The sequence below is a fragment of the Marinobacter gelidimuriae genome (assembly GCF_000372805.1).
In the GTDB taxonomy this organism is placed as follows: Bacteria; Pseudomonadota; Gammaproteobacteria; order Pseudomonadales; family Oleiphilaceae; genus Marinobacter; species Marinobacter gelidimuriae.
The window spans coordinates 1-24,084 of the sequence record NZ_KB889900.1 but is presented as its reverse complement, the minus strand read 5'-3'; the positions used below and the strand labels follow the sequence as shown (position 1 = coordinate 24,084).

Below are 24,084 nucleotides of genomic sequence, written 5' to 3'. Positions count from 1 at the left end.
CCGCCTCGTTGAGCGAGACGGCGGCCACGAACGGTACCTTGTTCTCCGATCCGCGTCCGGCCTTGCCGCCGCTGCGCTCGCCGCCCAGGTAGGCATCGTCGATTTGCACTTGACCGTCGAGGACGTAGCGCGCCTCGCGCTCCACCATCGCCTCCATCACCTTGTGGTGGATGAGCCAGGCCGTCGGGTAGCTCACCCCGAGGTCACGCTTGAGGGCCAGCGACGACAGCCCGGTCTTGGCCTGGCTGATGAGGTGGATCGCCAGGAACCAGGTGGCCAACGGCAGCTTGGTGCCCTGCATCAGGGTACCGGCGATCAGCGAGGTCTGGTGGCGACAGGCGCAGCACTGGTACAGCGTATGGTGCCGCCGACGCACCCGAGAATAGGCCGTGCCCTCGCAGTGCGGGCAGCGAAAGCCGTTCGGCCAGCGCGTCTGCTCTAACGCCGCCGCACACTGCGCTTCGGTCCCATAACGCTCGAAAAACTCGGGCATCGACAGGCCGGGCTGGAACTGGATGGGGTTCATGGCCATGGCGTCATTCTCCATCTGGAAGCTATACGTATGTACAGTATAGCGCTCGCCGCCATAAAGGAAAGCTGGGCTGACGATCATTGCTAATCAGGAAACTCTGCATGTTGGACAGGATCCACAGGCATTGATTTATGTCGCTAATGCAGTGCCCGAAGGCAGCACCGGTACACTTAACCTGGTGCGGCAGGGTCTGGATATGCGTGTAGAGAACCTGCCCATCAAAATTCAGGGCATCGACGGTAAAGCGAGTGGGTTGGCCAATATCCGTACCGTGGACGGACTGGAGGAAATTGATATCACGCTGCGCGGTCTGGCCGCTGGCCAGAAGTTCGATGTCTGCGCCTCCAACGGCAAGACGTCGAATAAGATCATGACGGTAAAAGCTAATCCCGGCGGTGCGGTACCGGAAGCTTTAGCGTTTGCCTCGTTCTTTGATAACTATGATCGGGTAATGCTGGTTCCAACTGGCCAACAACCCCGTTAACCGGCGGCAAAGGCGCCGCCTGAAGGGGTGGCGCCTTTTAATTTGACCGACCTCGCAAGTTTGGCAGCAACCTGTTACTTGCGTCCGCGACAGCCAGCACAGGCGCAACGCGATTTCTCAGGTTTTGCCGGTGTTACGGGCTTTGGCAGGGCCGGCTTAGTTTCCATGCAACGACAGCTTGCAATTTCACAGGCATTTGAGGCGCTCTGCGACTGCTCAAATGTCAGCTCCGCTATGCTCTTTCTCAGCTCCTGGAGTTCAGCGATACGTTGATCAATGTCCGCAAGGCGTCCTGCGAGAATCTGGTGATATTCCGCTTCACCACTGGGGCAGCGGCCACCATTAAGGGCGCCGAGCAGGGACTTGATCTCCTCGAGGCTGAGTTCCAGTGCCCGCGCCCGCTGTATGAATTTAAGTCGGCCAATGTCACCTTGCAGGAATACCCTGTTGCCTCCAGTGTGGGCAAGGCTGTCGTGTCGGGGTGCGGTGGGAATAAGGCCGATGTGTTCGTAATAGCGAATGGTGCGTACAGTAACACCACTCAGACGAGCAGCCTCGCCAATCCGGTGCTCACTCATAGCTCACTCCTCTCAACGTTCATGACCCAGGTAATAACAGCAATAGGGGTCTTCCAAACTACCAGGGGCTCATAACTACAGGATAGAGTCGGGTCCAGGTCAGGCATTAATCACGCCGTATTGCCTGCCGCTGATCGTTCCTGTCGACGGATCGGTGTGGTCCTTTTATTTCTTGATAAACCAGGTCAGGGCCAAGAAGGCCATTAATAGCGCCACTAGCATCAGGTACCCGAGGGTTTCCCAGTCCAGGTATTGGAGCAGCGGGCCAACAGCCATTGCAGACAGCGCGGTACTGGCGAACACCAGTAGTTCATTGCAGCCCTGCACCTTGGCTTTTTCTTCCGGAGTATGACTCTCGGTCAACAGCCCGGTTGCGCCAACGTAAAGAAAGTTCCAGCCGATGCCCATCAGCGCCAACGCCAGGACGAAATCCGTGAGAACCGTACCCGAGATGACAAAGCTGGCGCCACCGGCCATCAGCGCGGTGCCTGCCAGCATCACCCGAGGCACGCCAAAACGGGACATCAATGCCCCGGTCACGAAGGACGGCGCAAACATGGCAACCATGTGCCATCGCATGACAAGCGCTGTGTCATCTGCAGCATTGCCCTGACTCGTCATCACCAGCGGCAGCGCAACCATGGTAGCGTTCATAACGCTATACGCGGTGATGCCACAGATAACCGCGACCAGGAAATTTGACTGCCTGGCAATGGCCTTTATGGGGCGGGTTAATGAACCTTGTGTGATGAGGGTCGGGACGGGGAAGCGTATTCCGTATAACAAAGACAGAGTCAACAGATTCAGCACGATCAGCGCCAGGTAGGCCCCAATGTAACTTTCCGACCCGAACAGGCTCATGCCCGAAACCGCCAGCCCAGGGCCAACCAGGGCCGCTACCAGTCCTCCCCCCAAAACCAGCGAGATCGCCTGGTGTCGAAAGCCGGAACTCACAACATCAACGGCGGCAAAACGATAGTACTGGGCGAACGCGTGGTACATGCCAATTACGGCATTACCAGCGCAAAATAGCCAAAAGCTCTCCAGCTCAATGGCGTATACGCTCAGGCCACCACCGCCTGCCCCTAACAGCGCGCCGAGTACAAACCCGTTGCGACGACCGAACCATTTCATCAGGAATGAGGCAGGCAGGGTGGCCCCAGCCGTGCCCATTATCGAGGCAGCAATGGGCAACGTTGCGAGGGACAAGCTGCCCGATAGGGCGGCCCCCACCAGACCGCCCAGCATCACCACGGTAATCGTTGAGATCTTAAACAGTGCCTGACAGACCGACAGAATAACAACGCTACGACACTCTGCTGTCAAAGGCATCGTTTGCACTCTGGCGTCAGGCTGTTTGTGACTGATTGATTGTGACCGTTCATTGCGTATTCTGGTCCGTCACACTTTGCGGCCGCAGGCGACAAAAACCGGATACCGAGCCTCTGTGCCATCATCTCTCGACCGGCGAATGGTGTGGGCGGTAACGGCACGGACGTCCTCGAATCCGGCGGTCGCCATCAGGGCTTTGAGGTGGTCGCGCTCAAAGCCATGGTGTCGCACGTCGGGCGTGTCGCCGTGAAAACTGCCATCTTCACGGTCGAGATCGGCAATGGTGAGATACCCCCCCGGCCTGATGAGGCTGAAAAAATGCTGAATCAGGTCGGCCGGATCCGTGATGTGATGAAGGGTCATGCTGGTCAACACCAGGTCATAGCCGGTTCCGGACAACAAGATCTGACGGTCCCAGCCGTGATGTTCCAGATCCAATGGCAGGGGATGAATGTTTTTGACGCCCTGCTCAGCGATTTTCTCCCGCAAGCGGACCAGCATTTCCCCCGAGCTATCGACGGCATCTACCTCTCGCAGCAGGGACGCCAGAAACAACGTCACAAGTCCCGTGCCACAGCCGTATTCCATGGCATCCATTTGATCAGTCAGCGGCACAAGTTCGGTGATCGTGGTCGCCACACTACGGGCGAGCGCCACGCGGCTGGGCTTCTGATCCCAGGTTTGGGCAAGTTGATCGAATCGTTGCCGGGTTGTGTCCGTTGAATGCATATCATGGCCTTGTCGAGTGTATGGCATTGGCTATTCGACGCCTTAATACCTCAGCATCTGTGGGTCTATCTTTTCCGCCCAGGCACTAATGCCTCCCTGCAGGCTAACAGCCTTGTCAAAGCCATGCCGGTTGAGAAGCCGAACCGCATCGGCGGAGCGCACACCGGATTTGCAGTGGACCACCAGCTCGCCGGATGGGTCCAGTTCGCCGATCCGCCGCTCCAACTCGCCGAGCGGGATCAGCGTCGCGGCCGGCAACTGCGAGATCCTGTACTCATGGGGATCACGGACATCCAATATCGATACCTTCTCACCACGGTCGAGCTTAGCCTTGAGCGCCTCCACCGAGATTTGCGGCACCGGGTCTGCGTCAGGGCCGATACCGGCGCCGCAAAAAGCCTCGTAATCCTGAAGGACCGTTATTGACGCTTGTTCGCCGCAAAGCGCACAGTGCGGGTCTTTGCGGGTGTGCAGCTTTTTCCAGTCCATGGTCATGGCGTCGAACAGCAAAATGTGTCCGACCAGCGACTGGCCGGCGCTGAGGATCAGCTTGATGGTTTCCACCGCCTGCAGGACGCCGATCACGCCCGGCAGCACACCGAGTACGCCGCCTTCCGCACAGGAAGGAATCAGCCCCGGGGGAGGTGGTTCCGGGTACAGGCATCGATAGCAGGGCCCATGTTCAGCCCAAAACACCGACACCTGCCCCTCAAACCGGGCGATACTGCCGTAGACGTTGGGCTTGTTCGCCAGTACGCAGGCATCATTGACCAGGTAGCGGGTGGCAAAATTGTCCGTACCGTCAACCACAATGTCGTAGTCACCAATCAGCTCCCCGGCGTTTTCCGATGTCAGCCTCAGGGGGTAGGCGTTTACCTCGATGTCGGGATTCAGCGCCTTCAGACGTTCCCTGGCGACCTCCGCCTTCGGGCGCCCAACATCGTTATTGGTAAACAGGATTTGCCGGTGCAGGTTCGACACCTCCACCACGTCATCATCCACAATACCGAGGCGGCCAACACCGGCGGCGGCAAGGTAAAAACCGAGCGGAGACCCCAGGCCGCCGGCACCGATGATCAGGACTTTGGCGGCCTTCAATCGTTTTTGGCCATCAATGGTCACCTCCGGCATCATCAGGTGTCGCCCATAGCGAAGCGATTCTTCCACACTCAACTCAACGCTTCCGGGTTCTGTGGACGAGGGTGCAGACAGCCCCGAAGCACCGCCTGCGAGGCCGGGCACGATCATCAGCTCGGCACCGTCTTCCGTCGCCGTCTCAAGGCCGTTCTGATCACGAATGTCCCGATCGTTAAGGTACAGATTGATGAATTTGCGCAATTCGCCCTGATCGTCGAATAGATAGGGTTTGAGCTCCGGGTGTTGCGCTAGCAGCGCTGACAGACAACGTCCTACCGAGGCACCCGAGACCTCAATGGTCGACTCTTGCCCGCAGTAAGGGCGTAAAGGTGTCGGTATTAAAATTCTGACGGTCATAATGAAGATCTCCTGACTCTTTTTTCGTTCACGTCGTTACCCTGGCCTTCAAAAATCGGCGACCAGCCGTGGCGAGATACCAGCCACAAAGCCCCGTTAAACACTTGCCGTCAGTCGCCATAATCAGATAAGCCAAACTGGGAAGTGCCAGCTCAAGATCGGTGCCCGATGGCGCCGCCGCACCGTCCGGGTGCGAATGAAACACCCCAACGATATCGAGTCCGGTGACCTGGCCCTCCCGCTCGGCAGCAAGCCATTGCCGAGGATGCATGGTGTAGCGATAGCGACGCTCATCCGGAGCCGCACTGTTCGCAACCGGCTGTGCCTTGACGACCGAGACCGCGTGACTGTTGGCCCCAGAATGAGCGGGCACGTGCCCCAGCAGCAGCCCGCAACACTCCTCCGGATAAGCGCCGATGGCGGCCCATTCCAGCGCATCAACCACCTCGAAGGGCAGGTTCAGGATCAGACCCGGTGAAATCGGCGGCGTATCAGGCCCGGTTGGCGTATCGCTCACGGTATGTCTACCCGCCGGGGGGTAAAGCGAAGGCGCTGGGCCTCACCGGGCACCTCAAACACTTTGCGCTCTGAGCCGTCTTCCGGGTCGAGAACATGGATCCTGTTCTGACCTTTAACCGCGATATACACACCGCCATCAACCGGGTTGACGGCAATACTCCGCGCCTGGGGCACCGAGCTTGTCCAGAGGGTTTCCCAGGTCCCGGGTTGGATTGCAACGACCCGATCATTCTCCGTATTGGTAGCATACACGCGGCCGTTGGGTGCAACCGCCACATCAACAGCATCGATTCCCATGGGCACGAAGGCCGCCTCCTCGCGAGTCTTCAGATCAACAACCACAAGGCCGTTGTCCCGCAGAATGTAATGGCTGAACCAGTTGCTGCCGAGCGCAGCGACATAGATATATTGGCCGTCGGGCGACAACGCGCTGTGGAGGGGGCGCCGATCGAGTTTGATGGGTGCCTCAAGCTCGTGGTTTCCGGTATTGATCACTGCAATCTGCTGTCCGGCAAAATCGGACAGGAAGGCATTATTGGCGCCTACGCTGACCGCGACCGCCTGCTCTGCCGGATAACGCCTGAGAACCTTGCGCTCAGCGGTATCAACCAGAGCAATCTGTTTGCCAGCCGCCACATATAGCGTCCGGTTGTCGGGCCCGAATTCCAGGTGCATCGCCATTTTGCCCATGGGAATGCGAGCGACGACCTCGCCGGATGACAGGGAAATCACCTCCAGCGCGTTGTCATCCATGGGTTTCATTTGCGCGGAATAGAGCAGATCCAGATTCGGCCCCAAAACGACATCGTGGGTACGCTGGCCCACAGGAAGGGTGTAAGGCCCGTCCGCATTGAGAAAAACAGCCTGATTGGCCCCGAATACCGGGGTATAAAGCGTGTTCGCCGGGATAACCTTTGGGTCTGCCGATAGACTGGCCGACAGCAGCAAAACCCAAACGACGAGCAGTGTTCGGGCGCCGTTACATAACGTGATCATCGATCTACTCCTTACCAGTTGGTCGAGTGTTGTCCGCCCGGTTGCGCATCCGCTTGACGGGCTCCAGCACGCGATCGATCAATACCGCGGATGAACCAATATGTTTGAGTGGGTTCATGCCCTCCCGGATAGCCTGTTCGCTGACGTATTTTGTAACGACCGGGTCAGCAAGCACCTTGTCGATCAACGGTTGCCCCTGGTCAATGGCAGACTGACAAATGTCGTAGACTTTCTGATGCGCCGTTTGCTTGCCAATATGGCGCCCCAGGATAATCATCAGCGCTTCAGAGCCCAGGAAGGGCGCCACCTCATCAAGATTTTTCTGCATTCGTTCAGCATTGACCTGAACGCCAGGGAGAATTTGTTTCATGAGGCCTGAGGCGCCGCAGGCGTAGAGGCAAGCGTCGGTTACCGCCACCCACTCCAGACGAAGGGCGCGGGAATCCCGCTCGTGTTCCGGCAACATGGCCTCAAAACCCAGAGTCGCCTGCGCCTTGACCAGCTTGGCAAGCACCACCACTTGCTGACACTTCTCCGGGTTGCGCTTATGGGGCATAGTGCTGCTTCCGACCTGGCCGTGCCGGAATGACAGTTGCAGTTCATTCAATTCAGGCCGGGCGAGTGTTCGAATCTCGTCGGCAATGCGTGCCAGTGTCGCGGTATTGATCGCCAGACACGCGATAAACTCCGCAATGCGATCCCGTGCGGTGTGCCAGGATACGGCTGGCGCCTTGAGTCCGAGTCTTTTGGCAAACTTCTCCAGTAGCAGAATGCCGTCTTCACCCCACACATCCATGGTACCCACGCCGCCGAACAGTTGCGCTACAGCAATACTGTCCCGGCTTCGGGTCAGCCGCTGGCGGTCACGGGCCAACTCATCAATCCAGCCTGCTATCTTCACGCCCAGCGTCATAGGCAGTGCGGGTTGCGAGTGAGTGCGCCCTATCATGGGCTGATTGCGGTATTGCTCACACAAGCCAAGCAGCGTGTCCAGAATGTCATCAAGGTCAGCCAGGATGAGGTCGGCGGCGTCACGCATTTCCAGGACCTGGCCGGTGTCCTGAATGTCCTGGGTGGTTGCACCATAGTGCAGGAATTCGCCCGCTCCCTGATCGCACGCACGTTGGAATTCCCTCAGCAGCGGCACGAATGAATGCCCAATGTCGCGGATACCCTGTTGCACGGCCTGGAGATCAAGGTTCTCAAGTTGCGCCTTGGCGGCGATCTCCTCAGCGGCCCAACTGGGAATAATGCCGAGTTCAGCCTGAGCCAGGGCAAGAGTGGCTTCGATGTCCAGCCACCGTTGCATGCGGTGCCGGTCATCGAATACACCCCGGGCCATATCCGTGGTGTAGGCGTGGCCAAAAAAATAGGAGTCAGTAATGTGACCCTGTAACGATTGGCCGAGTTCATGTAGGAGGTGACGCTCAGGCATGGTGTGTGTCCGTCAGTGAAATGTGATGTCCGTACGGGGCTTCCAGTAGGTCCGCTTTGAATGCCGCACACTGTGCCAGGGCAATGTCTCGTGGCATCGCCCCGGTCTGGCGCGCTCGTTTCAAGGTGACCTCGACAATGGCGCGCATCCGTTGGTCGATATGGCGCAACACCGAGCTGGCGCTTGGCACAGTTGTGGGTCCGAACAGACTGTCCATGGCGAGGGAACCACCGCAACCGGCAATGAAATCGGGCACGACGACAATGCCCCGGCGGTGAAGAATGGTTTCGACCGGCACAGATAGCGCAAGGTTTGCCCCGCAAATCACGGCGCGACAACGTACCCGTTCGGCTTGCATCGGGGTCAGGGAATCTTCTTTGGCCGCCAGCACAAGCACATCAGCCACTTCGTCAAAGAGCCTGTCGGGGCGCCCCATGTGCATGATTGGCCCCGCTGGCAGGCGGGCGCCTTTCATACTTGCAAATAGCGCGTCGGCGCTGAATCCTGAAGGCTGAAGTACAGCACCGCCCTGGTCGGCAAGACCGGTTATCCGGGCGCCCTGTTGAGCGAGTCGGCAGGCAGCAGCCCCGCCCAGTGCGCCAAATCCGTGAACGGCTATGGAGGCATCTTTCGCCTGGCTCCCCAAGATGTCGAGCGTGGCGGTTACCGCGGCGGCAACACCATGTCCGGCGCGCTGCTGACCCAGGGTATTGCCCGCCACCAACTCGTCGAGTACCGCCAGTCGGTGTTCCAGGTCGACCGTCGTCAGACCCTGAGCCGGCGCGATGGCACCCTTTATCGAGGTCAACCCCACCGTTCTGGCGGCCTCATCCAGTTCTGAATACCGCGTATTCAGGTCCGGTCCCATTGAGTAGAGACTGGCCAGATAGGGACGAATCGCTGTCATGAAACGCATGACCGCGGCCCGCTTTCCGGTTGCTGCCGGATCGTAGTCGATACCACTTTTGGCCCCGCCGACGTTAAGCCCGGCTATCTGCTGTTTCAGCGTCATGGTGCGTGCCAGGGACGCGATACGGTCGGCCGTCAAACCCGGCTGCACACGAAAGCCGCCTGCAACCAGAGGGGAATCCAGAGAGTCAATCGCAAGGTAACCCCTGAAACCTTCGAGTGCGTCCGTATAGGTCAACAGCAGTGCTGGTCTGACCGGCATCACCTTTGGCCGCGCGGCTATCGCGGGGCGCATCAGCGGCTCATCACGGGAGCTTCGCATGTATTGTCTCCCTCAAAGAAGGCCCGAATGCGGGGCTGGGATGGCTCTACCATCGATACGATAAACGTCCACATGCCGCTGTCCTTTGCCAGCTCGGTGTCCAGCCGGGTGCAGGAATCTCTCAGCGGATCCTGCTCCCAGGACACCCGGTGCATGTGATAGTTACCAAACAGCATCATGTTGTCGTGGTGACACTGCTTGTAAATTTGATGGAGCTCAGTGGGATCTGCGACCCATCCGCGTTTTGAGAATGCGGTTTCCGAAGGCACCCCGTGTTGCTCAATGGTTGCGTCCGCAAACGCTTTGTATTGCGGCGAGTAGCGGTGGTTGGCATACAGCGGAAAGACCTGCCTCACAATAAGCGAGTCACCGTCAACCACACCTGCGATCACCCCGTAGGCCTTGGGTTCCGATGGTTCTGATGCAAGAAACTGCCTGGCGAGTTTGCGTTCGCAGTGATTAATCAGGCTTCGCCGGGCTTGCGGCGGCAGCACGATGCGCTGCGCCTGCCTTAGATGCTCCATCCTGTGACACTCCCGCTTCGAATGAACTTACACCTTACAATCTCCAGTCACTGGAAGTTCAAGGGAGAAGGGTATCTTGTTTATGAGTTGTCGCCGCAACCTGGAGTCTCCTGGGAATAAGGAGTTTGATAAAAGCCGGGTTCTCAGGAGGGGGAGCAGGGGGAGTTTTTGATTCAATAGCTATCGCCCCTTGACCTGGACTCAACCCCAGGATCTAGGCTGGTCCCGGTTCTGCGTCACTGATTGCGCTAATCAGAGACCATCCCGATCACTGGGGTGGCCAATACATCGAACCGAAGTGGAAGACAACTCTGCGCTTTTCCGGATCAATCAACCCGTTTTCAGAATACGCATGTTCACAAGGAGATCGTTATGACAATACCATTATGGCTGATAATACTTGCCTGGTCGGTGACCGGCATCGGCCTGCTGTGCGCAGGTGTGATCCTTGCCGACATCTATCTCGGTGGCTACCGGCAATCCATGAAAAGCTGGGAGGCAGTGTGGCCGATTACGGCCATCTATGCCGGTCCGCTGGCGCTTTGGGCTTATTACCGATGGGGGCGTCCGGCCACCCCTCAATGGCAGCAGCAACACGGCGCGCCTGCACAAGTGGGTCTGGGAGAAACCGCTGCCATTGAGACGATCCCCGGCGGTGCGGCTTCGTTCATTGGCCACCTGATTGCCGTGCCGATCGTGGTGGGTACCGGCGTGACGATCGCCGGCAAAGGCGTGTGGCCGATGATTCTGTTGATTGCCGTATTTGCGCTGCCGCTGCTGATTGCCTTCGAATACCGGTCACTGACCCAAGCGGGCCAGATCCGTTCGGCCGGGTTGCGGCTGCGGGTGGCGCTGAAGATATCCGTGCTGGCGATCGTCGCCTTCGATACCGGCATGGGCGCCGCGATGCTGATCGTGGCTTTTGTGCTGGGCTACCCGCCCACCACCATCGCGTTCTGGTTCGTCATGTGGGGCGGGCTGCTGCTGGGCTTTATGACCGCCTATCCGATGGTGCGCTGGCTGCTCGGACGTGGTGTCACGGAACCCGCAGAGTCGCGATAGGATTTAGGCCCGGTCCGGGATCAATCCAGACGGACCGGCTGTCACGAGTTTCATTGCGAACCGTGCGGGGGTTGAATTAATCCTTGTTCTGGGTTCGATCTGGTTGTTTCGCATCCGAGATGCCGAACGAATCAAAAGCACGGCCCTAACGAAATATCTACTTCGCGTGAATCAGGCCTTGACCTGGAGCTGACTCCAGAATGTATGATTTTGGTGCCGTACCTTTCGTGACGCAGACAAGCGTGGATTATCGCGAAGGGAAATGCCATTCATACCGGATCGCATCGCATTGCTCTCAACCCAAGGAGAATCTGATGAACGAAAATAACCAAGAGCAATGTATCGAGTCGGCCCTGGCCTGCCTACGAGACTGCGAACGTTGCGTAGATTGCTGCGCCGGACAAGAGGGCATGCAGGCCTGCCTGAAGTTGTGCTTGGAGTGCTCGGACGCCTGCCTGGGCTGTGTTCGTGCCATGGCGCGAGGTTCAGCCCATGCCGCCCAGTGGTGTCAGCTGTGCGCCGAAATCTGCGAAGCCTGCGCCAGGCACGAAGCACAGGCGTGCCAGGATTGCGCCGACGCCTGCCGCCGCTGTGCAGAGGCTTGCCGGGCCGCGGTGTAAAACCGCCGGACCGCCGGCAGGGCCAGTCTCGCCCTGTCGGCACTTTTAAAGAGGCGCGTCTACCCACAGGGGGTTAAACACAGCCGCCCGAGCCAGACTTAGAGATTTCTAAAGCAGTTCAATTCTTGGCTTCGCGACGGGTTACCCTGTGGTGAGCCTGCTTATACGTCAGGGACTCAAGGATCTGATATGACTCATTCCCTAAATGGAGAGAAAACCATGCGTACACGTTATTTTTTGGCCATGTCGGCAACCGCCTTATTGTTGGCGGGTTGTGCCAGCTCGAATACCAATCACGGATCTGCATCGCCCTCCCCAGACTTATCGGCCCCTGACTCAGACTTGATCAAGAACGCACTGAGTGCGGCGCCCTCCGATGTCGCCAAACACGCCACCGTAAAAACAATGGATGGCAGGGTATTACGCAAGGGCGACAACGGTTGGGTGTGTTTTCCGGACCATGCTGCCGAACCGGGAAACAGCCCCAGATGCCTTGATCAATCCTATCAAGGCTTTATGAAGGCTTACATGCAAAAGATCGAACCCCATACCGGCCGGGTCGGCTTTGGGTATATGTTGCAAGGCGGCAAACCAGGTAGCGATACCAATCCGCTCGCCAATGGGCCGCAGGACAAAGGCGTGTGGCAATCAGACCCGCGCCCGCCTCATATTATGGTGGTGGTACCCGATACCAAGGATCTGGAAGGGCTGCCAACCGATTCAGACGAGGCTGGCCCCTGGGTTATGTGGTCCGGCACACCGTATGCCCATATCATGATTCCGCTGGCAGTGATCGGGGATTTAAGCGAGATCTAATCGAATAAGGATTGACATCGACTGATGCCCCATCGTGCGGCGATAGCCCCGATCTTCGGCCTCGAGCCATAACAGGCTGCCAATAGGCATAAGTCGGCGTCGCTGATTAACCCGATCGAGCCATTTCCAGGCCACTTGTCCTGCTTGATGTCGCCGCCGACACCGGCGCGGCAACGCGCTTGGCGTTCGACTTGCGCGTGCAATGCCGATCTTGCTAGGCGCGATCGCGGGTGGCTAGAAGTCAGTCGGTATTAAGGCGATTTTCAGAGGGGCTTTGAAATCTGCGGCGGAATTGTGCACGTGGCGCCGTACCGCACACACTCGACCATAACGAGCGGGAGCGCTTGTTGTGGATGCTATCAGCCGCGACCTTACCCTAGATCCCCTGCGCCAACTCAAGCTGACCGGCGTGTGCGATGCCCTCGAACAACAGCGGGCTCAGCCGGACTCTCACGTTCTTTATTATTTTCGTACCTCATAGTAGCGCATCATTCCTTTGTCCTCGTGTTCCATGTTGTGGCAGTGGTACAGATACAGTCCTTTGAAATCCTTGAAGGTCAGAGCAATCCGGACCCGCTCACCAGGCAATACCAGCACGGTATCGTGCAATCCCGAGTCTACGATTCCTGCTTTGAGTTGCCGAGCGGACCGAGCGTTGGCGTTTCGTCGGCTAACCACCATAAATTGCAATCCATGTACATGCATCGGGTGGGGCATCATGGTGTCGTTAAAGAATTCCCATATCTCGGTCGCGCCCAATGAAACGACTTCATCATCGGCGACCGTCGCACCCTCAAACTGCCGGTCATTGATTGCGAAGCCGCGCATCATTTTCATGCTGAGCCTGAAATGCCGGATTTTCGTGGTGTTATCTGGCTGGGGCAAGCTATCCAGATCACTGCTCAGCCGTCCCAGTAGTGGGCGCACGACAGCCAGTGTCAGCAATGGCGTGGGTTTGTCCGACGTGTTATCAGAGTCTCCCATCATACCGCCCATCATCATGCCGTCGTCCATCATGTCACCCGCACGGTGCGGTTCATTGATCAACTGAATCTCGGCGCCTTTGGGGTCACCCTCGAAACTGACCCACAGGTCAACGCGCTGGGCGGGTGCCAACGCGACGTAGGGGCGTTCTTCCGGCGTTTCCAGCAGTCCACCGCCGGTGCCAATAACGGTAACGGGACGACCGTCGCTCCATGCCAGTTTGTAGATGCGCGCATTGGAACCGTTCAGTATGCGCAAGCGATAAGCCGTTGCTGAAACCTTTTTCACCGCTGCCGGTTTGCCATTCACTAACAGGTAATCGCCTTTGAATCCCTGCATCCGGGTCATCATCGACCCCATGCCGTCACTCAGGTATGTCAATTCATTCTCGCCGGCGAAGTTGCGGTCCTGCAGCACCATGACCAGTTCCTGATTGCCGTTTGGCAAATCAAGTTCGCGCTCATGGTCATCTTCAATAATAAGGGGGCCTGCAAGTCCGGCATAGGATTGAAAACCAACGCGTCCACCGTCATCCCCGTGCGGGTGAGGGTGGTACCAGTAGAGCCCGGCACGATCATCCACCAAAAAGCCGACGGTCCTAGTGGCGCCCGGCTGGATTGGAAAGCGTGGCTGACCATCGACCTCCGGTGGCAAGTGCAACCCATGCCAGTGCACGGTAGTGGCTTCAGGAAGATGGTTTTCAATATGGACCCTGACGCGCTGGCCGCGGCGCAACCGTATCAGTGGACCAACATAGCTGTCGTCTGAGTGAATCAGCGTATCGTCCGGCCCCTTGATCAGTTTGGCCGTGTAACGCCAGACTTCACTGGCAGCGCCGGGGAGGATGGGCGTGACGTCGGGGCGAGCAAACAATGTCAATTCTACGTCGAAAGGGCCCTCATCCAGGCCTGATTCTTCCGCATCGGTTTTGGCGGTGCCTTGCTGACAGCCACTGAGCAACAGCGGTGCTGGCAGCAGCGCAAAGGTCGCCGCGCCGCCTACCGATTTTAAAAAGGTTCGTCGTGCCGGAATAAAATCGCGCATCGTGACAGGTCCCTGCTTAGGCTTGCGATTTTCTGCGCGACAAGAATCGGACAAGCGCCAGAATTCCGAGCACCAGCAAAGTCAAAATCAACAGACCGCCAAGCATACAGACAATCATCATGCCGCCGCCCATCATACCACCATCCATCATTCCCGACTCGCCCATACGACCCGGGCCGGACGATGTGTCGGAAAAAGCGGAAACAGAATAAAAAGCGAGCAGTATGAGTGCGGTATATCGTTTGAGTTTTTCCATGGCTGAGACCTCGAGAGGGGATATGTAACTCTGCTTGACTAAACTTATGAGTAGCTCAATGGTCGATAAGCAGGTTGGTAATCAGGTCAACACTTCATTCACTGCCATCAATGACGAATAGGTAATCCTGTCACTCGGTCGAATTCAGGCGTTCTATAATTGGACAACCCTTCTTCGTGCCGCGGCATAGGTTCAGTAGCAGTTCCAACTCGTGCTGCAGCCGTCCGAGGTCCTCGAGGCGGATTTTGATTTCTTTCAACTTCTGCTCGGTGAGTTGCTGTACTTGCGGCCGAGGCGCCTCTCCTGCGCGTCGGAGTTTCAATAATTCGCCAATTTCCGTCAGTGAGAAATTACAGCGTTGGGCGCGCTGAATGAAGCGTAGCTGCGAGAGATCGCGCTCGTCATAACGCCGGCGGCCGCCAGGGTCGCGGGCAATACGCGGCATCAGTTTTATCTTTTCATAATAGCGCAGCGTATCGACCGACAGGCTGGTACGCCGGGCGGCTTCGCTGATGCTTATTTCGGACATGGGGGGTCTCCGAACAGTTGTCGTAACCGCTGGCTGTTGAGCGGACCCTCAACCAGATGAAAGCACAATACGACCTGGAGCTCCCTCCAGGTCAAGCATTTATTTCAAGGCGTGCGTGCCGCATAAAGCTCTAATATTTTCCGACCCGCGTCTATCCAGTTTTCCCCGTACGGAAGAGTCCGAGGCAACTTAACCACAACACCAGGCTGAACAGCAGGTGGGGTATCAAGGTTGCCGGAACACCCTTGACGCCGGCCACTCCGGTAGCGGCAAAGCCCCAGCCAACCAATGGCGTGAACACGCTAACGGCAACCAGCCACAGCAAAAGGCCGAACCCCAGAATTGGCAGGAATCGAAGGTAGCGTGGTGCTAACAGGATGAACAGCGTCGACAATCCGGTGACATAGGCGGTATGAAACAGCAGCCCTACGGGTAGCGGCAGCGGCTGACCGACGACCCACTGCGCGAACGCCAAGCCTAGTGGCTGAGGCAGTGGAGACAGTCCGGTTTTCAAGGCCACGGCCATGACGGCGGCGGTAACCACACTGGTGATCAAGCCGGCGGAAATGGCTTTTCCGACCCGTTTGGTGGCTATAGGTGTTTTGTGGGTTGTCATAATTCGTTGTGCTCCTTGTTTGCTATGGTTTGTGGCTGGGGTGGGCACTGATCTCCGCAGCCCCCCACTACCTCTCGGCAGCAGGTGCTATCCAGGAACGCGACAAGCGCCTGCATCACAGGTAGATCAGCGCGGTAAAAGGTATGTTGGCCGGCACGCTGCGTCGACACCATACCGGCCTGCTTAAGCCGATTCAGATGAAAGCTCAGCGCATTGGGTGCCAGATCCACGGCCCGCCCCAATGTTCCGGCTGCAGCACCATCTGGCCCATAAGCCATCAATTCGCGAAATACCGCAAGTCGCGTTGGGTGTGCGAGTGCGTTCAGCACTTCACTCGCAGCATGGTTATCAAATTTCATGGGGCGTCTATCGGTCATGGGTTTGTTTCTGTCTCGTCTTTGGTTGCCAGCAAGACCTCGACACTACCTCTTAGATTTCAATATTTCAACGAATGTTGAAATATTGAGAGCAACGTCATCTATTGCTCTGATCTGAGTACACATGAGCGGATGCTGGAAGTTCAGGTCGCTTTTAAGCGAGGGTGTCTTTCTTTATCAGGGCTTATCTGGGTCTGCATCCGGTATCAAAAAGCGCCAGAGCGATGACCTGTGCACTGAAAAGCCGCTTATAGGTATGGATGCGTAGTGAAGAGAGGATGCTCAATTGTGACGTGTTGGATGTCCAGTTCTTTCTGCAGGTTGCTGGCATTATTCAGTACCAGATTCTGGGTTGCCGAATTACCGCTGCTAACCTGGAAAACAACTTTGGCATCCGCCGTTTCGGCAGCATTGGCGATACCGGCTCCCACGAACCGACGACTTGCTCTGTTGTTAATTGATTTTTGCATTTCAGATTCTTTGTGCGCAACGCAAAACGGATGGTACCAAGACATTTCGAGGCCGGTTTTAACCGGACGATCTCGCGATCACTTCTGACCCATCCGGTTCCGATATGTCTCAAGATCGTCCCGCAGTGGTTCCAGATCATAGCCGGCTGCGCTGGCTTTGCTGAGTAGGTCCGTGACTGGATAGTGAGCCGCCTTGGCATAGGCCCACAAGTGGATGGCGCGTTTACCGGTGCGACAATAGCCGAGAACCGGGTCCGTGGATGATTGCAAAGCGCTGGCAAAAGCTTCGATATCCTCGGGGGCGTACTTTCCCGGTTCGACTGGAATTTCGTGCCACGTCATCCCCAGCGACTCTGCCTTGTTTTTCAGGGTTTCGGTATCAGGCTGGTCGTCCGTTTCATTTCGAGGTCGGCCGGCAATAATCGTGCGAAAGCCCGCGTTTGCCAGTTGTTCAATATCGTCAATACCAGGTTGCGCCGTTACACTAAAGTGATCGTCAAGTTGTTTGATATCCATAGAATATTTCCTTTAATTTTGTGTGGTAAGCCACGGTAAAAGGGGGATATAAGAATTAGCCATCGATCATTATCGCCGGGATATGACCGAAGCCGGACTTAGCAATCAATGCCGAATGCTGAGTCATTGGGCAACAATCCATGCTTACAAGCGTCACTGTTGCTTTCCGCATGCCAGATTCACAGGCACTGCAACATCCATCAGTTTGGGATCGGGCAAATTCAGATTATTCATAATCTGGGGTACTCGGCTTCCGATTTGCCTGCCAGGCGTGGGTTGTAATGCTTCTCCTCGTAGATGGAGGAGCTCAGCATTCCTTTGTAGTCATGCGCCGGATACACCAACGTATCGTCAGGTAAGCGGAACAGCTTGTTGACAATAGAATCGTAGCTCTTGCGCGGATCGCCGCCCTGAAAATCAGTCCGGCCACTACCGCGAATCAATAACACATCGCCGGTAAATACCGCCTGCTGGTCGCCCTGATTCCAGTAAAAACTAAAGGATTCATCAGTGTGGCCCGGGGTGTATAGGGCTTCCAACCGTATGCCGTCAATATCAATTCGATCACCTTCCGATACATGCTCCGATACGCATTCCGCGTTGGTAAATTCACCCATAATGGTGACGCATTTGGTGGCGTCACGCAGATCGCCAAGGGCAGTGACGTGGTCAGCATGAGTGTGGGTATCGATCGCCCGGACAAGCTTGAGGTCAAGTTGGTCAATTAATCCAAGATAGGCCGCCGTAGACTCTTTTACGGGGTCGATGATCATTGCTTCCCGACCCCGGCCGGACGCAATGAGATAGGTATAGGTGCTGGATGTTTTGTCGAAGAACTGGCGGAACAACATAAAATTCAACCTTGCGCAAGATACAAAGCGATATAAGCACGTAACTAAAGGTAATAACAGTCAAGGTAACTGTCAACCTTCAAAGGAGTGCAATATGATGTCTAGCCCGAACCGCTCGCAGAGCGATGTGAGTGCTACGACGCATCAACTGACACATGAAGCGTCGCTCAACGTATTAGCTACGGACTTGCCGACTTTGCGGCAGAATTCCATTTGAGGTCGATTCGTCAGCCATATGGCACTGGCTTTTGGTTGGTGATGCCAGTTCCGTATACGCGCTTGCAAGGGCTGTATTGCTTTTTAATCCGGTAAAAGACGAGTGTTTTCAAGTCCATCCTGGAGCGATGTAATTAACGGGCATTCAACATTCCCACGCTGCGCGCAGCATTCCTGCACTAACCCGTCCAGCGCACGCTCGATGCGCTGCAGGCTTGAAATTTTCTGCCGCACACTGGTTAACTTCTGCTCTCCCAATACCCGTGCTTCGTCGCAATGGGTTCCGTCCTGCAGCGTCAACAATCCTCCAATTTCATCCAGACTGAATCCCAGCCATTGGGCGGTGCGGATGAAATGAAGGCGCGCGAGGGCCTGTTCGTCGTAATGACGAATGCTGCCATAGGGCTTTTCAGGTTCTGCCATCAAACCCCTGCGCAGGTAATAGCGGATGGTTTCCACCCCCATACCGGCGGCCTTGGCCAGTACACCGATGGTCATTGAGCATTGTTTTTTAGACATAGGGCTTGATTCCGTAGCTGACTACGGGAGTAACCTTATCGCAGTCACCCATGCCATGAAAGGAGCCACTGTAATGTCAGAGTCCAAATCCGGTCGCGGTTCTCTGTTTGCAGGGGGCGTCGCAGCCATTCTGGCATCCGCCTGCTGCCTCGGTCCCCTGGTGTTAATCACGTTGGGCATTTCCGGCGCCTGGATCGGCAACCTGGCCGCCCTGGAACCCTACCGTCCATGGTTCATCGGTGCTGCGCTGGTGGCGATGGTCTTTGCCTGGCGTCAGATATACCGGCCTGCGGAGGCCTGCCAGCCAGGCGAGGTCTGCGCCATACCGCAAGTGCGCACGGCTTATAAGGTCGTTTTCTGGATCGTCGCGCTGCTCATTCTAACCGCGTTGGCGTTCCCCTTTGTCTTACCCTTATTTTACTGAGAGGCAATACACCATGAAAAAATCACTGATCGCCACTGCGTTGTTCCTGCTATTCAGTGTGCCCGCCCTGGCGGCGCAACAAACGGTCACCTTGTCGGTTCCCGGCATGACCTGCTCGGCCTGCCCAATCACCGTCAAAGTTGCTATCAACCGGGTCGAGGGAGTGAGCGCTGTCGATGTCCGTTATGAAGAACGTGATGCTACGGTCACCTTCGACGATGCGAAAACCTCCGTTGAGGCACTGACTCAAGCCACGACTAACGCAGGCTATCCGTCCACGCTGAAACAAAGCCGGGCGACACAGGAGTAACCATGCACAACCCCAAAACCCTGTTGCGGGTGAGTGTTATTGGCACCGTGCTGGTTGCGCTTTGCTGCTTTACGCCGATATTGGTAATTTTGCTTGGGACGGTAGGCCTGGCTGCGCTGACCGGTTATCTCGACTACGTGCTGTTGCCCGCGCTCGCCTTTTTTATTGGCCTGACCTGCTATGCCGTATGGCGCAAGAGGAAACACGACGCCTGCTGCGATAGCCCATCGACTAAGGAGTAACGTTTATGAGTGACAACAACGTGCACATTGCAGTGATTGGCAGCGGCGGTAGTGCCATGGCCGCCGCCCTGAAGGCGACTGAACGCGGTGCCAGAGTGACATTGATCGAGCGCGGCACCATCGGCGGAACCTGCGTCAACATTGGCTGTGTGCCCTCCAAAATCATGATCCGGGCAGCCCACATCGCTTATTTGCGCCGCAAAAGTCCATTTGATGAAGGCATCACGGCGACCGAACCCATGATCGACCGGCCCCTGTTGCTGGCCCAACAGCAGGCCCGTGTTGATGAACTGCGGCACGCCAAGTATGAAGGGATCCTGGCAGACAACCTTGATATCACTGTCGTGCAGGGTGAGGCTCGTTTTATGGATGCCCGTACGCTGCTGGTCAAGGGTGCTGACGGCAAGGAACACGAGATCGGCTTTGACCGTGCGTTCATTGGTACCGGTGCGCGGCCAACCATTCCCCCGATTCCGGGCCTGTCCGATACGCCGTACTGGACCTCCACCACTGCGCTTGCCAGTGACACCCTTCCGGATCGACTGATTGTCATAGGGGCTTCGGTAGTGGCGGTGGAACTGGCCCAGGCGTTTGCCCGGCTGGGCAGCGAGGTGACGATTCTGGCGCGCAGCCGGCTATTATCTCGTGAAGACCCGGCTGTTGGAGAAGCCATTCAAACAGCGTTCCAGGCTGAGCGTATAAGCGTCCTGAATGACACGCAGGCGAGCCAGGTCAGCTATACCAATGATGAGTTCATTGTCGCCTCGAATGCCGGGGAGCTGCGGGCCGATCGACTTCTGGTGGCGGTGGGTCGCACCCCGAACACTGAGATGCTGAACCTGGATGCGATCGACGTAGAGACCGATCACGGCGCCGTCATCGTGAACGAGCAACTCCAGACTCGGGTGCCGGGCATTTACGCCGCTGGCGACTGTACCAACCAGCCCCAGTTTGTTTATGTAGCAGCCGCCGGAGGCAGCCGGGCTGCGGTGAATATGACCGGTGGCGATGCACGGCTGGATCTCAGCGCCATGCCGGCGGTGGTCTTTACCGATCCCCAGGTGGCTACTGTCGGCCTGACAGCAGCCGAGGCCATCAGGCGGGGCTTCAAAGTGGACACCCGTTCGCTCAATCTGGAAAACGTGCCACGGGCGCTGGTGAATTTCGAGACTGGCGGTTTTATTAAGATGGTGGCCGAGCGTGATTCAGGACGGTTGCTTGGGGTCCAGGCGGTCGCCGGCGAGGCGGGCGAATTGATCCAGACGGCGGTGATGACATTGCGGGCGCGCATGACCGTGCAAGAGATCGGCGACGAGCTGTTTCCCTATCTCACTATGGTGGAGGGGCTGAAGCTCTGTGCCCAGACCTTTACCAAAGATGTCAGCAAGCTGTCCTGTTGTGCCGCCTGACAGAGGGGAATGCACCTTGACCTGGGAGCAGGTGCAAGGTTTTAGACTGGTACGACCCAAACGAGGACATTGTCATGGTCAAAAAACTTACCCTGCTGCTATCGGCTCTGATATTCAGCATGGCTGTGCTGGCGGCCGATAATCACTATGTTCTGGGGGTGGATGGTCTGGCTTGCCCGTTCTGTGCCTACGGTATCGAAAAACGCTTGAACAAGATTGAGGGTGTCACTGACGTGCAGGTCGATGTTGGCGAAAGCGTGGTGCGAGTGGCCCTGCAAGAGGGCAAGACACTCACCGACGAGCGGGCGCGTCAGGCAGTTGATGAGGCGGGTTTTACGCTCAGATCCTACTCGCAAGCCGAGGGCGAAACAGGTGATGGCAATGAACAGTAGCCGTCGGCCAGCTAGCTTGATGGCGCTGGTTGGCAGTTTGCAGCTTATGGGCGGAACCATGGCGCAAGCCGCACCCAACACCTTCAATACCGCCCTGCCGGTGGCCCAGGGCCAAAGTATCTGGCGTGAGCAGCTTGTATTGCGGGAGCGCTCCGACGACGGCCCCATGGATCGCGAAGTCTCGGTACAGGCCTTGGGCAGCGTACTGGGTTATGGCGTCACTTCAAAGCTCGCCGTATTCGGCATGGTCCCCTACTTCTTCAATAAAGATCTGGACGTTACTATGCCGATCCGGCCCATGGGCCGGATCGAGCGTGACAACAGCGGCTTTGGCGACCTGTCGCTGTTTGGTCGCTACACGCTTTACAAGAAAGATTTCACCGGCAGCACCTTCCGCGTAGCACCGGTGTTCGGCCTCACCGCCCCCACCGGCGACCATAACGACAGCGATCGCTTTGGCGAGCTGCCACGACCGCTGCAAGTCGGCGATGGCGCATGGGACGGCTTCGGTGGTGTGGTAACCACTTATCAGAGCCTGCAGTACCAGTTGGATGGGCAGTTGCTTTACCGTGAAAACGGGCGTCACGACGGTTTCGCACGAGGCGACGAGACGCGCTTCGACGCCTCGCTGCAATACCGGATCTGGCCGCGAAGTATGAAGGGTGTCTCCGGCACGCCGGCCTTCGTCTACGCTCTGCTGGAATCCAATCTCGTCCATCGTGAGCGCGATGAGTTGGGCAGCGGTACTGATGCCGATTCTGGCGGCACTCAGTGGCTGCTGGCGCCGGGGTTGCAATACGTAACCCGGCGCTGGATCGTCGAAGGCACGGTACAGCTGCCCGTCGCGGAAGATCCCCATGGTGACGCCATCGAGGATGATTACATTGTGCGTGTTGGGTTCCGTCGCAACTTTTAAAGTTCGAGAGATACCATGAAAAAAATCGGTCAATGGCTTGGTTACAGTGTCCTCGGTATCGCGGCCATACTGGCCCTGCTCGCCTGGGTAGGCGGGGCAATCAACCGGAATCAGGAGCCGCCGTACTCTCTGGCTCAGAGTTGGGGTGAAAAAGGCAGCGGGCCGGGGCAGCTTAATGACCCCACCGGCATTGCCGTAACGGACACCGAAGTCTTCGTATCCGATGCACGCAACGGGCGAATCCAGGTCTTTGACCACGAGGGAAGTTTCAAACGGGAATTCGGTACCACCGGCGATGGCATCGGCGAGCTCGGGCGGTCGATGAACCTGACCATCCACGACGAAAAGCTCTACGTTCCCGAGTACATGAACGACCGGATTCAGGTGTTCAGCCTGGCGGGCCAGCCCCTTGAAATAATCGGTAGCCCCGGTGAAGGCCCCGGGCAGTTCAATGCCCCGGGAGGTGTGGCTGTTGCCGACAATGGCGACCTGTTCGTAACGGACTTCTACAATCAGCGCGTGCAGCACTTGAGGGCGGATGGTTCCTTCGTCAAGCAGTGGGGAACAACCGGCGAGACGGCAAAAGGCGCCGGTGAATTCACTTATCCCACCGATGTGGCTCTTGCCGATGACGGAACTCTCTACGTGGCAGATGGTTATGGTAATCGTGTCCAGGTCTTCGATGCCGGAGGCGACTTTCTGCGCAAGTGGGGTGGACCCTTTGCCCTGGGTCTCTACGGGCCATTCAAAGGCTGGTTCACCGCCGCAACATCCATTGCCATGGGCCCTGAAGGCAATGTCTTTGTGGCTGACTTCTATAACGACCGTATCCAGAAGTTCACGGCGCAAGGGGACTATCTCACCGCATTCGGCAGCGCACCGGATAACCCCGGCCATACGGGAATGGCCGTCGCCATTGAGAGTGACGGAACCGTGTGGGCCGTGAACTTTGCCGACAACCAGGTCGAGAAATGGGAACCCGTGAGGTAGGCTGGTAAGAGCGGTAGAAGGCTATTGGTAAACAGCAGAATGAAGGTCAGCAGAGCTTTCGAATGTTTCATAGCCGGTTCCTTACTGTTGGTGAGGTTTTCCGAAGTGCCAGTACATCCACACTGACACTGGTCTGTGGCAGATGTTACAGAGTCCCTTTTGGTAACATTTACCCTGTTTCCGTGTCCTGATCATCAGGATACGGGCGGAGGGTACTCATGTTTGCAGTTGTGATAGCACTGGCCATTGCTGCGGTGATTGGCTACACCGCCCAGGTAACCGGTCTCTGCATGGTCCGTGGCGTCAGCGACTGGGTCAGAGGCAGACGTTTGCGGCTGACCGCCATCCTTATGGCCGGGTTCTGGATCTATCTGTTTACCCCTCTGATTGAGTATCATGATCCCCAAATCCCCAGATAGAGCCCCGCTAGCGCCTCAAGGGCCTCTGAGTCCCTCTTTCACGTCTTATTGCTGGCCAGCACAGCGGATATGGCAGAGAGGTTTAGTCAAAAACCGTTCCTCGGCGCATATTCAGTGCCTATTTGGCCATTTTGGACGGACCTATCCTGTATAAGCCGTCATTCCTGTTCGGTATTGGGTTAAATGGGCGGCGGCTCAAACTCCTTCAGTGCAAGTAGCACCTGTTCTAACAGTGTTCGATTGTTTTCTTTC

31 protein-coding genes and 1 pseudogene are annotated in these 24,084 nt (G+C 57.0%); 13 read left to right on the top strand and 19 right to left on the bottom strand.

The genetic code is table 11. The annotated features are described in order from the left end of the window. Positions 1 to 532 (bottom strand): IS1595 family transposase (locus tag A3OI_RS0112675; protein WP_018404644.1); only part of this gene is annotated, 532 nt, incomplete at its 3' end. A gap of 124 nt (positions 533 to 656) precedes the next feature. Between A3OI_RS0112675 and A3OI_RS0112670 the strand changes: the two genes are divergently transcribed. Then, the gene (locus A3OI_RS0112670; RefSeq protein ID WP_018404643.1) at positions 657 to 1,016 is read left to right on the top strand and encodes a hypothetical protein; all 360 of its coding nucleotides are present in this window, start codon (positions 657 to 659) and stop codon (positions 1,014 to 1,016) included. Between the two features lie 74 nt (positions 1,017 to 1,090). Here A3OI_RS0112670 and A3OI_RS20075 read toward each other — a convergent pair whose 3' ends face one another. From A3OI_RS20075 to A3OI_RS0112625, 10 genes and pseudogenes are all read right to left on the bottom strand, one after another. Next, positions 1,091 to 1,594: a MerR family DNA-binding protein gene (locus A3OI_RS20075; protein ID WP_018404642.1), complete on the bottom strand. Its 504-nt coding sequence runs from the start codon at positions 1,592 to 1,594 to the stop codon at positions 1,091 to 1,093. A gap of 165 nt (positions 1,595 to 1,759) precedes the next feature. Next, a complete protein-coding gene (locus A3OI_RS0112660) occupies positions 1,760 to 2,926 on the bottom strand; it encodes an MFS transporter (RefSeq protein ID WP_018404641.1) in 1,167 nt (388 codons plus the stop codon). A gap of 69 nt (positions 2,927 to 2,995) precedes the next feature. Next, on the bottom strand, positions 2,996 to 3,655 hold the full coding sequence (locus A3OI_RS0112655) for a class I SAM-dependent DNA methyltransferase (protein WP_018404640.1): 660 nt from the start codon (positions 3,653 to 3,655) through the stop codon (positions 2,996 to 2,998). 42 nt (positions 3,656 to 3,697) lie between these two features. Further along, positions 3,698 to 4,903 (bottom strand): molybdopterin-synthase adenylyltransferase MoeB, encoded by a 1,206-nt coding sequence (moeB, locus tag A3OI_RS0112650; RefSeq protein ID WP_407635525.1) that lies wholly within the window; start codon positions 4,901 to 4,903, stop codon positions 3,698 to 3,700. Next, positions 4,889 to 5,149, bottom strand: a pseudogene (locus A3OI_RS24460) (MoaD/ThiS family protein); the annotation flags it as partial. The gene moeB and the pseudogene A3OI_RS24460, both read right to left, overlap by 15 nt. Before the next feature lie 28 nt (positions 5,150 to 5,177). Next, complete coding sequence (locus tag A3OI_RS20070) at positions 5,178 to 5,666, bottom strand: Mov34/MPN/PAD-1 family protein (RefSeq protein ID WP_018404638.1); 489 nt, start codon at positions 5,664 to 5,666, stop codon at positions 5,178 to 5,180. Next, positions 5,663 to 6,664 carry a PQQ-binding-like beta-propeller repeat protein gene (locus tag A3OI_RS0112640; RefSeq protein WP_018404637.1) on the bottom strand — a complete coding sequence of 334 codons (1,002 nt, stop codon included), beginning with the start codon at positions 6,662 to 6,664 and terminating at the stop codon, positions 5,663 to 5,665. Before A3OI_RS0112640 ends, A3OI_RS20070 begins: the two co-directional genes overlap by 4 nt. Before the next feature lie 4 nt (positions 6,665 to 6,668). Continuing rightward, entirely contained in the window at positions 6,669 to 8,099 is a 1,431-nt protein-coding gene (locus A3OI_RS0112635) for a class-II fumarase/aspartase family protein (RefSeq protein ID WP_018404636.1), read from the bottom strand. Next, positions 8,092 to 9,330 (bottom strand): Glu/Leu/Phe/Val dehydrogenase dimerization domain-containing protein, encoded by a 1,239-nt coding sequence (locus A3OI_RS0112630; protein ID WP_018404635.1) that lies wholly within the window; start codon positions 9,328 to 9,330, stop codon positions 8,092 to 8,094. Before A3OI_RS0112630 ends, A3OI_RS0112635 begins: the two co-directional genes overlap by 8 nt. Beyond that, positions 9,303 to 9,854, bottom strand: a complete 552-nt coding sequence (locus A3OI_RS0112625; RefSeq protein ID WP_018404634.1) for an MPN domain-containing protein — start codon at positions 9,852 to 9,854, stop codon at positions 9,303 to 9,305. Before A3OI_RS0112625 ends, A3OI_RS0112630 begins: the two co-directional genes overlap by 28 nt. Before the next feature lie 372 nt (positions 9,855 to 10,226). Here A3OI_RS0112625 and A3OI_RS0112620 point away from each other — a divergent pair, with 372 nt between their 5' ends. The 3 genes from A3OI_RS0112620 to A3OI_RS20065 all read left to right on the top strand — a co-directional run bounded on the left by A3OI_RS0112620 (position 10,227) and on the right by A3OI_RS20065 (position 12,352). Next, positions 10,227 to 10,916 (top strand): DUF4396 domain-containing protein, encoded by a 690-nt coding sequence (locus tag A3OI_RS0112620; protein ID WP_018404633.1) that lies wholly within the window; start codon positions 10,227 to 10,229, stop codon positions 10,914 to 10,916. A gap of 314 nt (positions 10,917 to 11,230) precedes the next feature. Then, positions 11,231 to 11,536 carry a four-helix bundle copper-binding protein gene (locus A3OI_RS0112615; RefSeq protein ID WP_018404632.1) on the top strand — a complete coding sequence of 102 codons (306 nt, stop codon included), beginning with the start codon at positions 11,231 to 11,233 and terminating at the stop codon, positions 11,534 to 11,536. Positions 11,537 to 11,755: 219 nt separating this feature from the next. Beyond that, the gene (locus A3OI_RS20065) at positions 11,756 to 12,352 is read left to right on the top strand and encodes a hypothetical protein (protein ID WP_018404631.1); all 597 of its coding nucleotides are present in this window, start codon (positions 11,756 to 11,758) and stop codon (positions 12,350 to 12,352) included. Positions 12,353 to 12,814: 462 nt separating this feature from the next. Here A3OI_RS20065 and A3OI_RS0112605 read toward each other — a convergent pair whose 3' ends face one another. The 5 genes from A3OI_RS0112605 to A3OI_RS20060 all read right to left on the bottom strand — a co-directional run bounded on the left by A3OI_RS0112605 (position 12,815) and on the right by A3OI_RS20060 (position 16,158). Then, the gene (locus A3OI_RS0112605; protein WP_018404630.1) at positions 12,815 to 14,380 is read right to left on the bottom strand and encodes a multicopper oxidase family protein; all 1,566 of its coding nucleotides are present in this window, start codon (positions 14,378 to 14,380) and stop codon (positions 12,815 to 12,817) included. A gap of 16 nt (positions 14,381 to 14,396) precedes the next feature. Next, positions 14,397 to 14,636 carry a hypothetical protein gene (locus A3OI_RS0112600; RefSeq protein ID WP_018404629.1) on the bottom strand — a complete coding sequence of 80 codons (240 nt, stop codon included), beginning with the start codon at positions 14,634 to 14,636 and terminating at the stop codon, positions 14,397 to 14,399. Between the two features lie 130 nt (positions 14,637 to 14,766). Then, positions 14,767 to 15,165: a heavy metal-responsive transcriptional regulator gene (locus A3OI_RS0112595; protein WP_018404628.1), complete on the bottom strand. Its 399-nt coding sequence runs from the start codon at positions 15,163 to 15,165 to the stop codon at positions 14,767 to 14,769. A gap of 151 nt (positions 15,166 to 15,316) precedes the next feature. Then, a complete protein-coding gene (locus A3OI_RS0112590) occupies positions 15,317 to 15,781 on the bottom strand; it encodes a hypothetical protein (protein WP_018404627.1) in 465 nt (154 codons plus the stop codon). After that, entirely contained in the window at positions 15,778 to 16,158 is a 381-nt protein-coding gene (locus tag A3OI_RS20060; RefSeq protein WP_018404626.1) for an ArsR/SmtB family transcription factor, read from the bottom strand. The genes A3OI_RS0112590 and A3OI_RS20060 overlap by 4 nt, the downstream gene beginning before the upstream one ends. Before the next feature lie 278 nt (positions 16,159 to 16,436). Between A3OI_RS20060 and A3OI_RS0112580 the strand changes: the two genes are divergently transcribed. Further along, entirely contained in the window at positions 16,437 to 16,619 is a 183-nt protein-coding gene (locus A3OI_RS0112580) for a hypothetical protein (protein ID WP_018404625.1), read from the top strand. Between the two features lie 87 nt (positions 16,620 to 16,706). Here the strand turns inward: A3OI_RS0112580 and A3OI_RS0112575 are convergent, their stop codons facing one another. The 3 genes from A3OI_RS0112575 to A3OI_RS0112565 form a co-directional block, all read right to left on the bottom strand. Further along, entirely contained in the window at positions 16,707 to 17,144 is a 438-nt protein-coding gene (locus A3OI_RS0112575; RefSeq protein WP_018404624.1) for a TIGR01244 family sulfur transferase, read from the bottom strand. A gap of 230 nt (positions 17,145 to 17,374) precedes the next feature. Beyond that, positions 17,375 to 17,995 (bottom strand): MBL fold metallo-hydrolase, encoded by a 621-nt coding sequence (locus A3OI_RS20055; protein ID WP_018404623.1) that lies wholly within the window; start codon positions 17,993 to 17,995, stop codon positions 17,375 to 17,377. A gap of 300 nt (positions 17,996 to 18,295) precedes the next feature. Next, the gene (locus A3OI_RS0112565; RefSeq protein ID WP_026224180.1) at positions 18,296 to 18,730 is read right to left on the bottom strand and encodes a MerR family transcriptional regulator; all 435 of its coding nucleotides are present in this window, start codon (positions 18,728 to 18,730) and stop codon (positions 18,296 to 18,298) included. 73 nt (positions 18,731 to 18,803) lie between these two features. Here A3OI_RS0112565 and merT point away from each other — a divergent pair, with 73 nt between their 5' ends. The 8 genes from merT (at position 18,804) to A3OI_RS0112525 (ending at position 23,832) form a co-directional block, all read left to right on the top strand. Beyond that, a complete protein-coding gene (gene merT, locus A3OI_RS0112560) occupies positions 18,804 to 19,154 on the top strand; it encodes a mercuric ion transporter MerT (protein ID WP_018404621.1) in 351 nt (116 codons plus the stop codon). 13 nt (positions 19,155 to 19,167) lie between these two features. Then, complete coding sequence (merP, locus tag A3OI_RS0112555; protein ID WP_018404620.1) at positions 19,168 to 19,464, top strand: mercury resistance system periplasmic binding protein MerP; 297 nt, start codon at positions 19,168 to 19,170, stop codon at positions 19,462 to 19,464. Positions 19,465 to 19,466: 2 nt separating this feature from the next. Beyond that, positions 19,467 to 19,706 (top strand): mercury resistance system transport protein MerF, encoded by a 240-nt coding sequence (gene merF, locus A3OI_RS0112550; RefSeq protein WP_018404619.1) that lies wholly within the window; start codon positions 19,467 to 19,469, stop codon positions 19,704 to 19,706. 5 nt (positions 19,707 to 19,711) lie between these two features. Then, positions 19,712 to 21,115, top strand: coding sequence for a mercury(II) reductase (merA, locus tag A3OI_RS0112545; RefSeq protein ID WP_018404618.1), 1,404 nt, complete (start codon positions 19,712 to 19,714; stop codon positions 21,113 to 21,115). Between the two features lie 74 nt (positions 21,116 to 21,189). Then, positions 21,190 to 21,507, top strand: coding sequence for a heavy-metal-associated domain-containing protein (locus A3OI_RS0112540; RefSeq protein ID WP_018404617.1), 318 nt, complete (start codon positions 21,190 to 21,192; stop codon positions 21,505 to 21,507). Next, positions 21,497 to 22,423: a transporter gene (locus A3OI_RS0112535; protein WP_018404616.1), complete on the top strand. Its 927-nt coding sequence runs from the start codon at positions 21,497 to 21,499 to the stop codon at positions 22,421 to 22,423. The genes A3OI_RS0112540 and A3OI_RS0112535 overlap by 11 nt, the downstream gene beginning before the upstream one ends. Positions 22,424 to 22,438: 15 nt before the next feature. After that, positions 22,439 to 23,413 (top strand): NHL repeat-containing protein, encoded by a 975-nt coding sequence (locus tag A3OI_RS0112530; protein ID WP_018404615.1) that lies wholly within the window; start codon positions 22,439 to 22,441, stop codon positions 23,411 to 23,413. A gap of 218 nt (positions 23,414 to 23,631) precedes the next feature. Further along, positions 23,632 to 23,832 (top strand): hypothetical protein, encoded by a 201-nt coding sequence (locus A3OI_RS0112525; RefSeq protein WP_018404614.1) that lies wholly within the window; start codon positions 23,632 to 23,634, stop codon positions 23,830 to 23,832. Positions 23,833 to 24,084: the final 252 nt, after the last annotated feature.

Excerpts from the sequence above, each read along its gene's own strand:
- A3OI_RS0112615 (WP_018404632.1), top strand. The coding sequence starts at position 11,231 with ATGAACGAAAATAACCAAGAGCAATGTATCGAGTCGGCCCTGGCCTGC.
- merA (WP_018404618.1), top strand. The coding sequence starts at position 19,712 with ATGAGTGACAACAACGTGCACATTGCAGTGATTGGCAGCGGCGGTAGT.
- A3OI_RS0112635 (WP_018404636.1), bottom strand. The coding sequence starts at position 8,099 with ATGCCTGAGCGTCACCTCCTACATGAACTCGGCCAATCGTTACAGGGT.
- merF (WP_018404619.1), top strand. The coding sequence starts at position 19,467 with ATGCACAACCCCAAAACCCTGTTGCGGGTGAGTGTTATTGGCACCGTG.
- A3OI_RS0112535 (WP_018404616.1), top strand. The coding sequence starts at position 21,497 with ATGAACAGTAGCCGTCGGCCAGCTAGCTTGATGGCGCTGGTTGGCAGT.
- A3OI_RS0112640 (WP_018404637.1), bottom strand. The coding sequence starts at position 6,664 with ATGATCACGTTATGTAACGGCGCCCGAACACTGCTCGTCGTTTGGGTT.
- merT (WP_018404621.1), top strand. The coding sequence starts at position 18,804 with ATGTCAGAGTCCAAATCCGGTCGCGGTTCTCTGTTTGCAGGGGGCGTC.
- A3OI_RS20065 (WP_018404631.1), top strand. The coding sequence starts at position 11,756 with ATGCGTACACGTTATTTTTTGGCCATGTCGGCAACCGCCTTATTGTTG.
- moeB (WP_407635525.1), bottom strand. The coding sequence starts at position 4,903 with ATGATCGTGCCCGGCCTCGCAGGCGGTGCTTCGGGGCTGTCTGCACCC.
- A3OI_RS0112580 (WP_018404625.1), top strand. The coding sequence starts at position 16,437 with ATGCTCAATTGTGACGTGTTGGATGTCCAGTTCTTTCTGCAGGTTGCT.
- A3OI_RS20060 (WP_018404626.1), bottom strand. The coding sequence starts at position 16,158 with ATGACCGATAGACGCCCCATGAAATTTGATAACCATGCTGCGAGTGAA.
- A3OI_RS0112660 (WP_018404641.1), bottom strand. The coding sequence starts at position 2,926 with ATGCCTTTGACAGCAGAGTGTCGTAGCGTTGTTATTCTGTCGGTCTGT.
- A3OI_RS0112525 (WP_018404614.1), top strand. The coding sequence starts at position 23,632 with ATGTTTGCAGTTGTGATAGCACTGGCCATTGCTGCGGTGATTGGCTAC.
- A3OI_RS0112575 (WP_018404624.1), bottom strand. The coding sequence starts at position 17,144 with ATGGATATCAAACAACTTGACGATCACTTTAGTGTAACGGCGCAACCT.
- A3OI_RS0112565 (WP_026224180.1), bottom strand. The coding sequence starts at position 18,730 with ATGTCTAAAAAACAATGCTCAATGACCATCGGTGTACTGGCCAAGGCC.
- A3OI_RS0112595 (WP_018404628.1), bottom strand. The coding sequence starts at position 15,165 with ATGTCCGAAATAAGCATCAGCGAAGCCGCCCGGCGTACCAGCCTGTCG.
- merP (WP_018404620.1), top strand. The coding sequence starts at position 19,168 with ATGAAAAAATCACTGATCGCCACTGCGTTGTTCCTGCTATTCAGTGTG.
- A3OI_RS20075 (WP_018404642.1), bottom strand. The coding sequence starts at position 1,594 with ATGAGTGAGCACCGGATTGGCGAGGCTGCTCGTCTGAGTGGTGTTACT.
- A3OI_RS0112530 (WP_018404615.1), top strand. The coding sequence starts at position 22,439 with ATGAAAAAAATCGGTCAATGGCTTGGTTACAGTGTCCTCGGTATCGCG.
- A3OI_RS0112625 (WP_018404634.1), bottom strand. The coding sequence starts at position 9,854 with ATGGAGCATCTAAGGCAGGCGCAGCGCATCGTGCTGCCGCCGCAAGCC.
- A3OI_RS0112605 (WP_018404630.1), bottom strand. The coding sequence starts at position 14,380 with ATGCGCGATTTTATTCCGGCACGACGAACCTTTTTAAAATCGGTAGGC.
- A3OI_RS0112620 (WP_018404633.1), top strand. The coding sequence starts at position 10,227 with ATGACAATACCATTATGGCTGATAATACTTGCCTGGTCGGTGACCGGC.
- A3OI_RS0112655 (WP_018404640.1), bottom strand. The coding sequence starts at position 3,655 with ATGCATTCAACGGACACAACCCGGCAACGATTCGATCAACTTGCCCAA.
- A3OI_RS0112540 (WP_018404617.1), top strand. The coding sequence starts at position 21,190 with ATGGTCAAAAAACTTACCCTGCTGCTATCGGCTCTGATATTCAGCATG.
- A3OI_RS0112600 (WP_018404629.1), bottom strand. The coding sequence starts at position 14,636 with ATGGAAAAACTCAAACGATATACCGCACTCATACTGCTCGCTTTTTAT.
- A3OI_RS0112630 (WP_018404635.1), bottom strand. The coding sequence starts at position 9,330 with ATGCGAAGCTCCCGTGATGAGCCGCTGATGCGCCCCGCGATAGCCGCG.
- A3OI_RS20055 (WP_018404623.1), bottom strand. The coding sequence starts at position 17,995 with ATGTTGTTCCGCCAGTTCTTCGACAAAACATCCAGCACCTATACCTAT.
- A3OI_RS0112590 (WP_018404627.1), bottom strand. The coding sequence starts at position 15,781 with ATGACAACCCACAAAACACCTATAGCCACCAAACGGGTCGGAAAAGCC.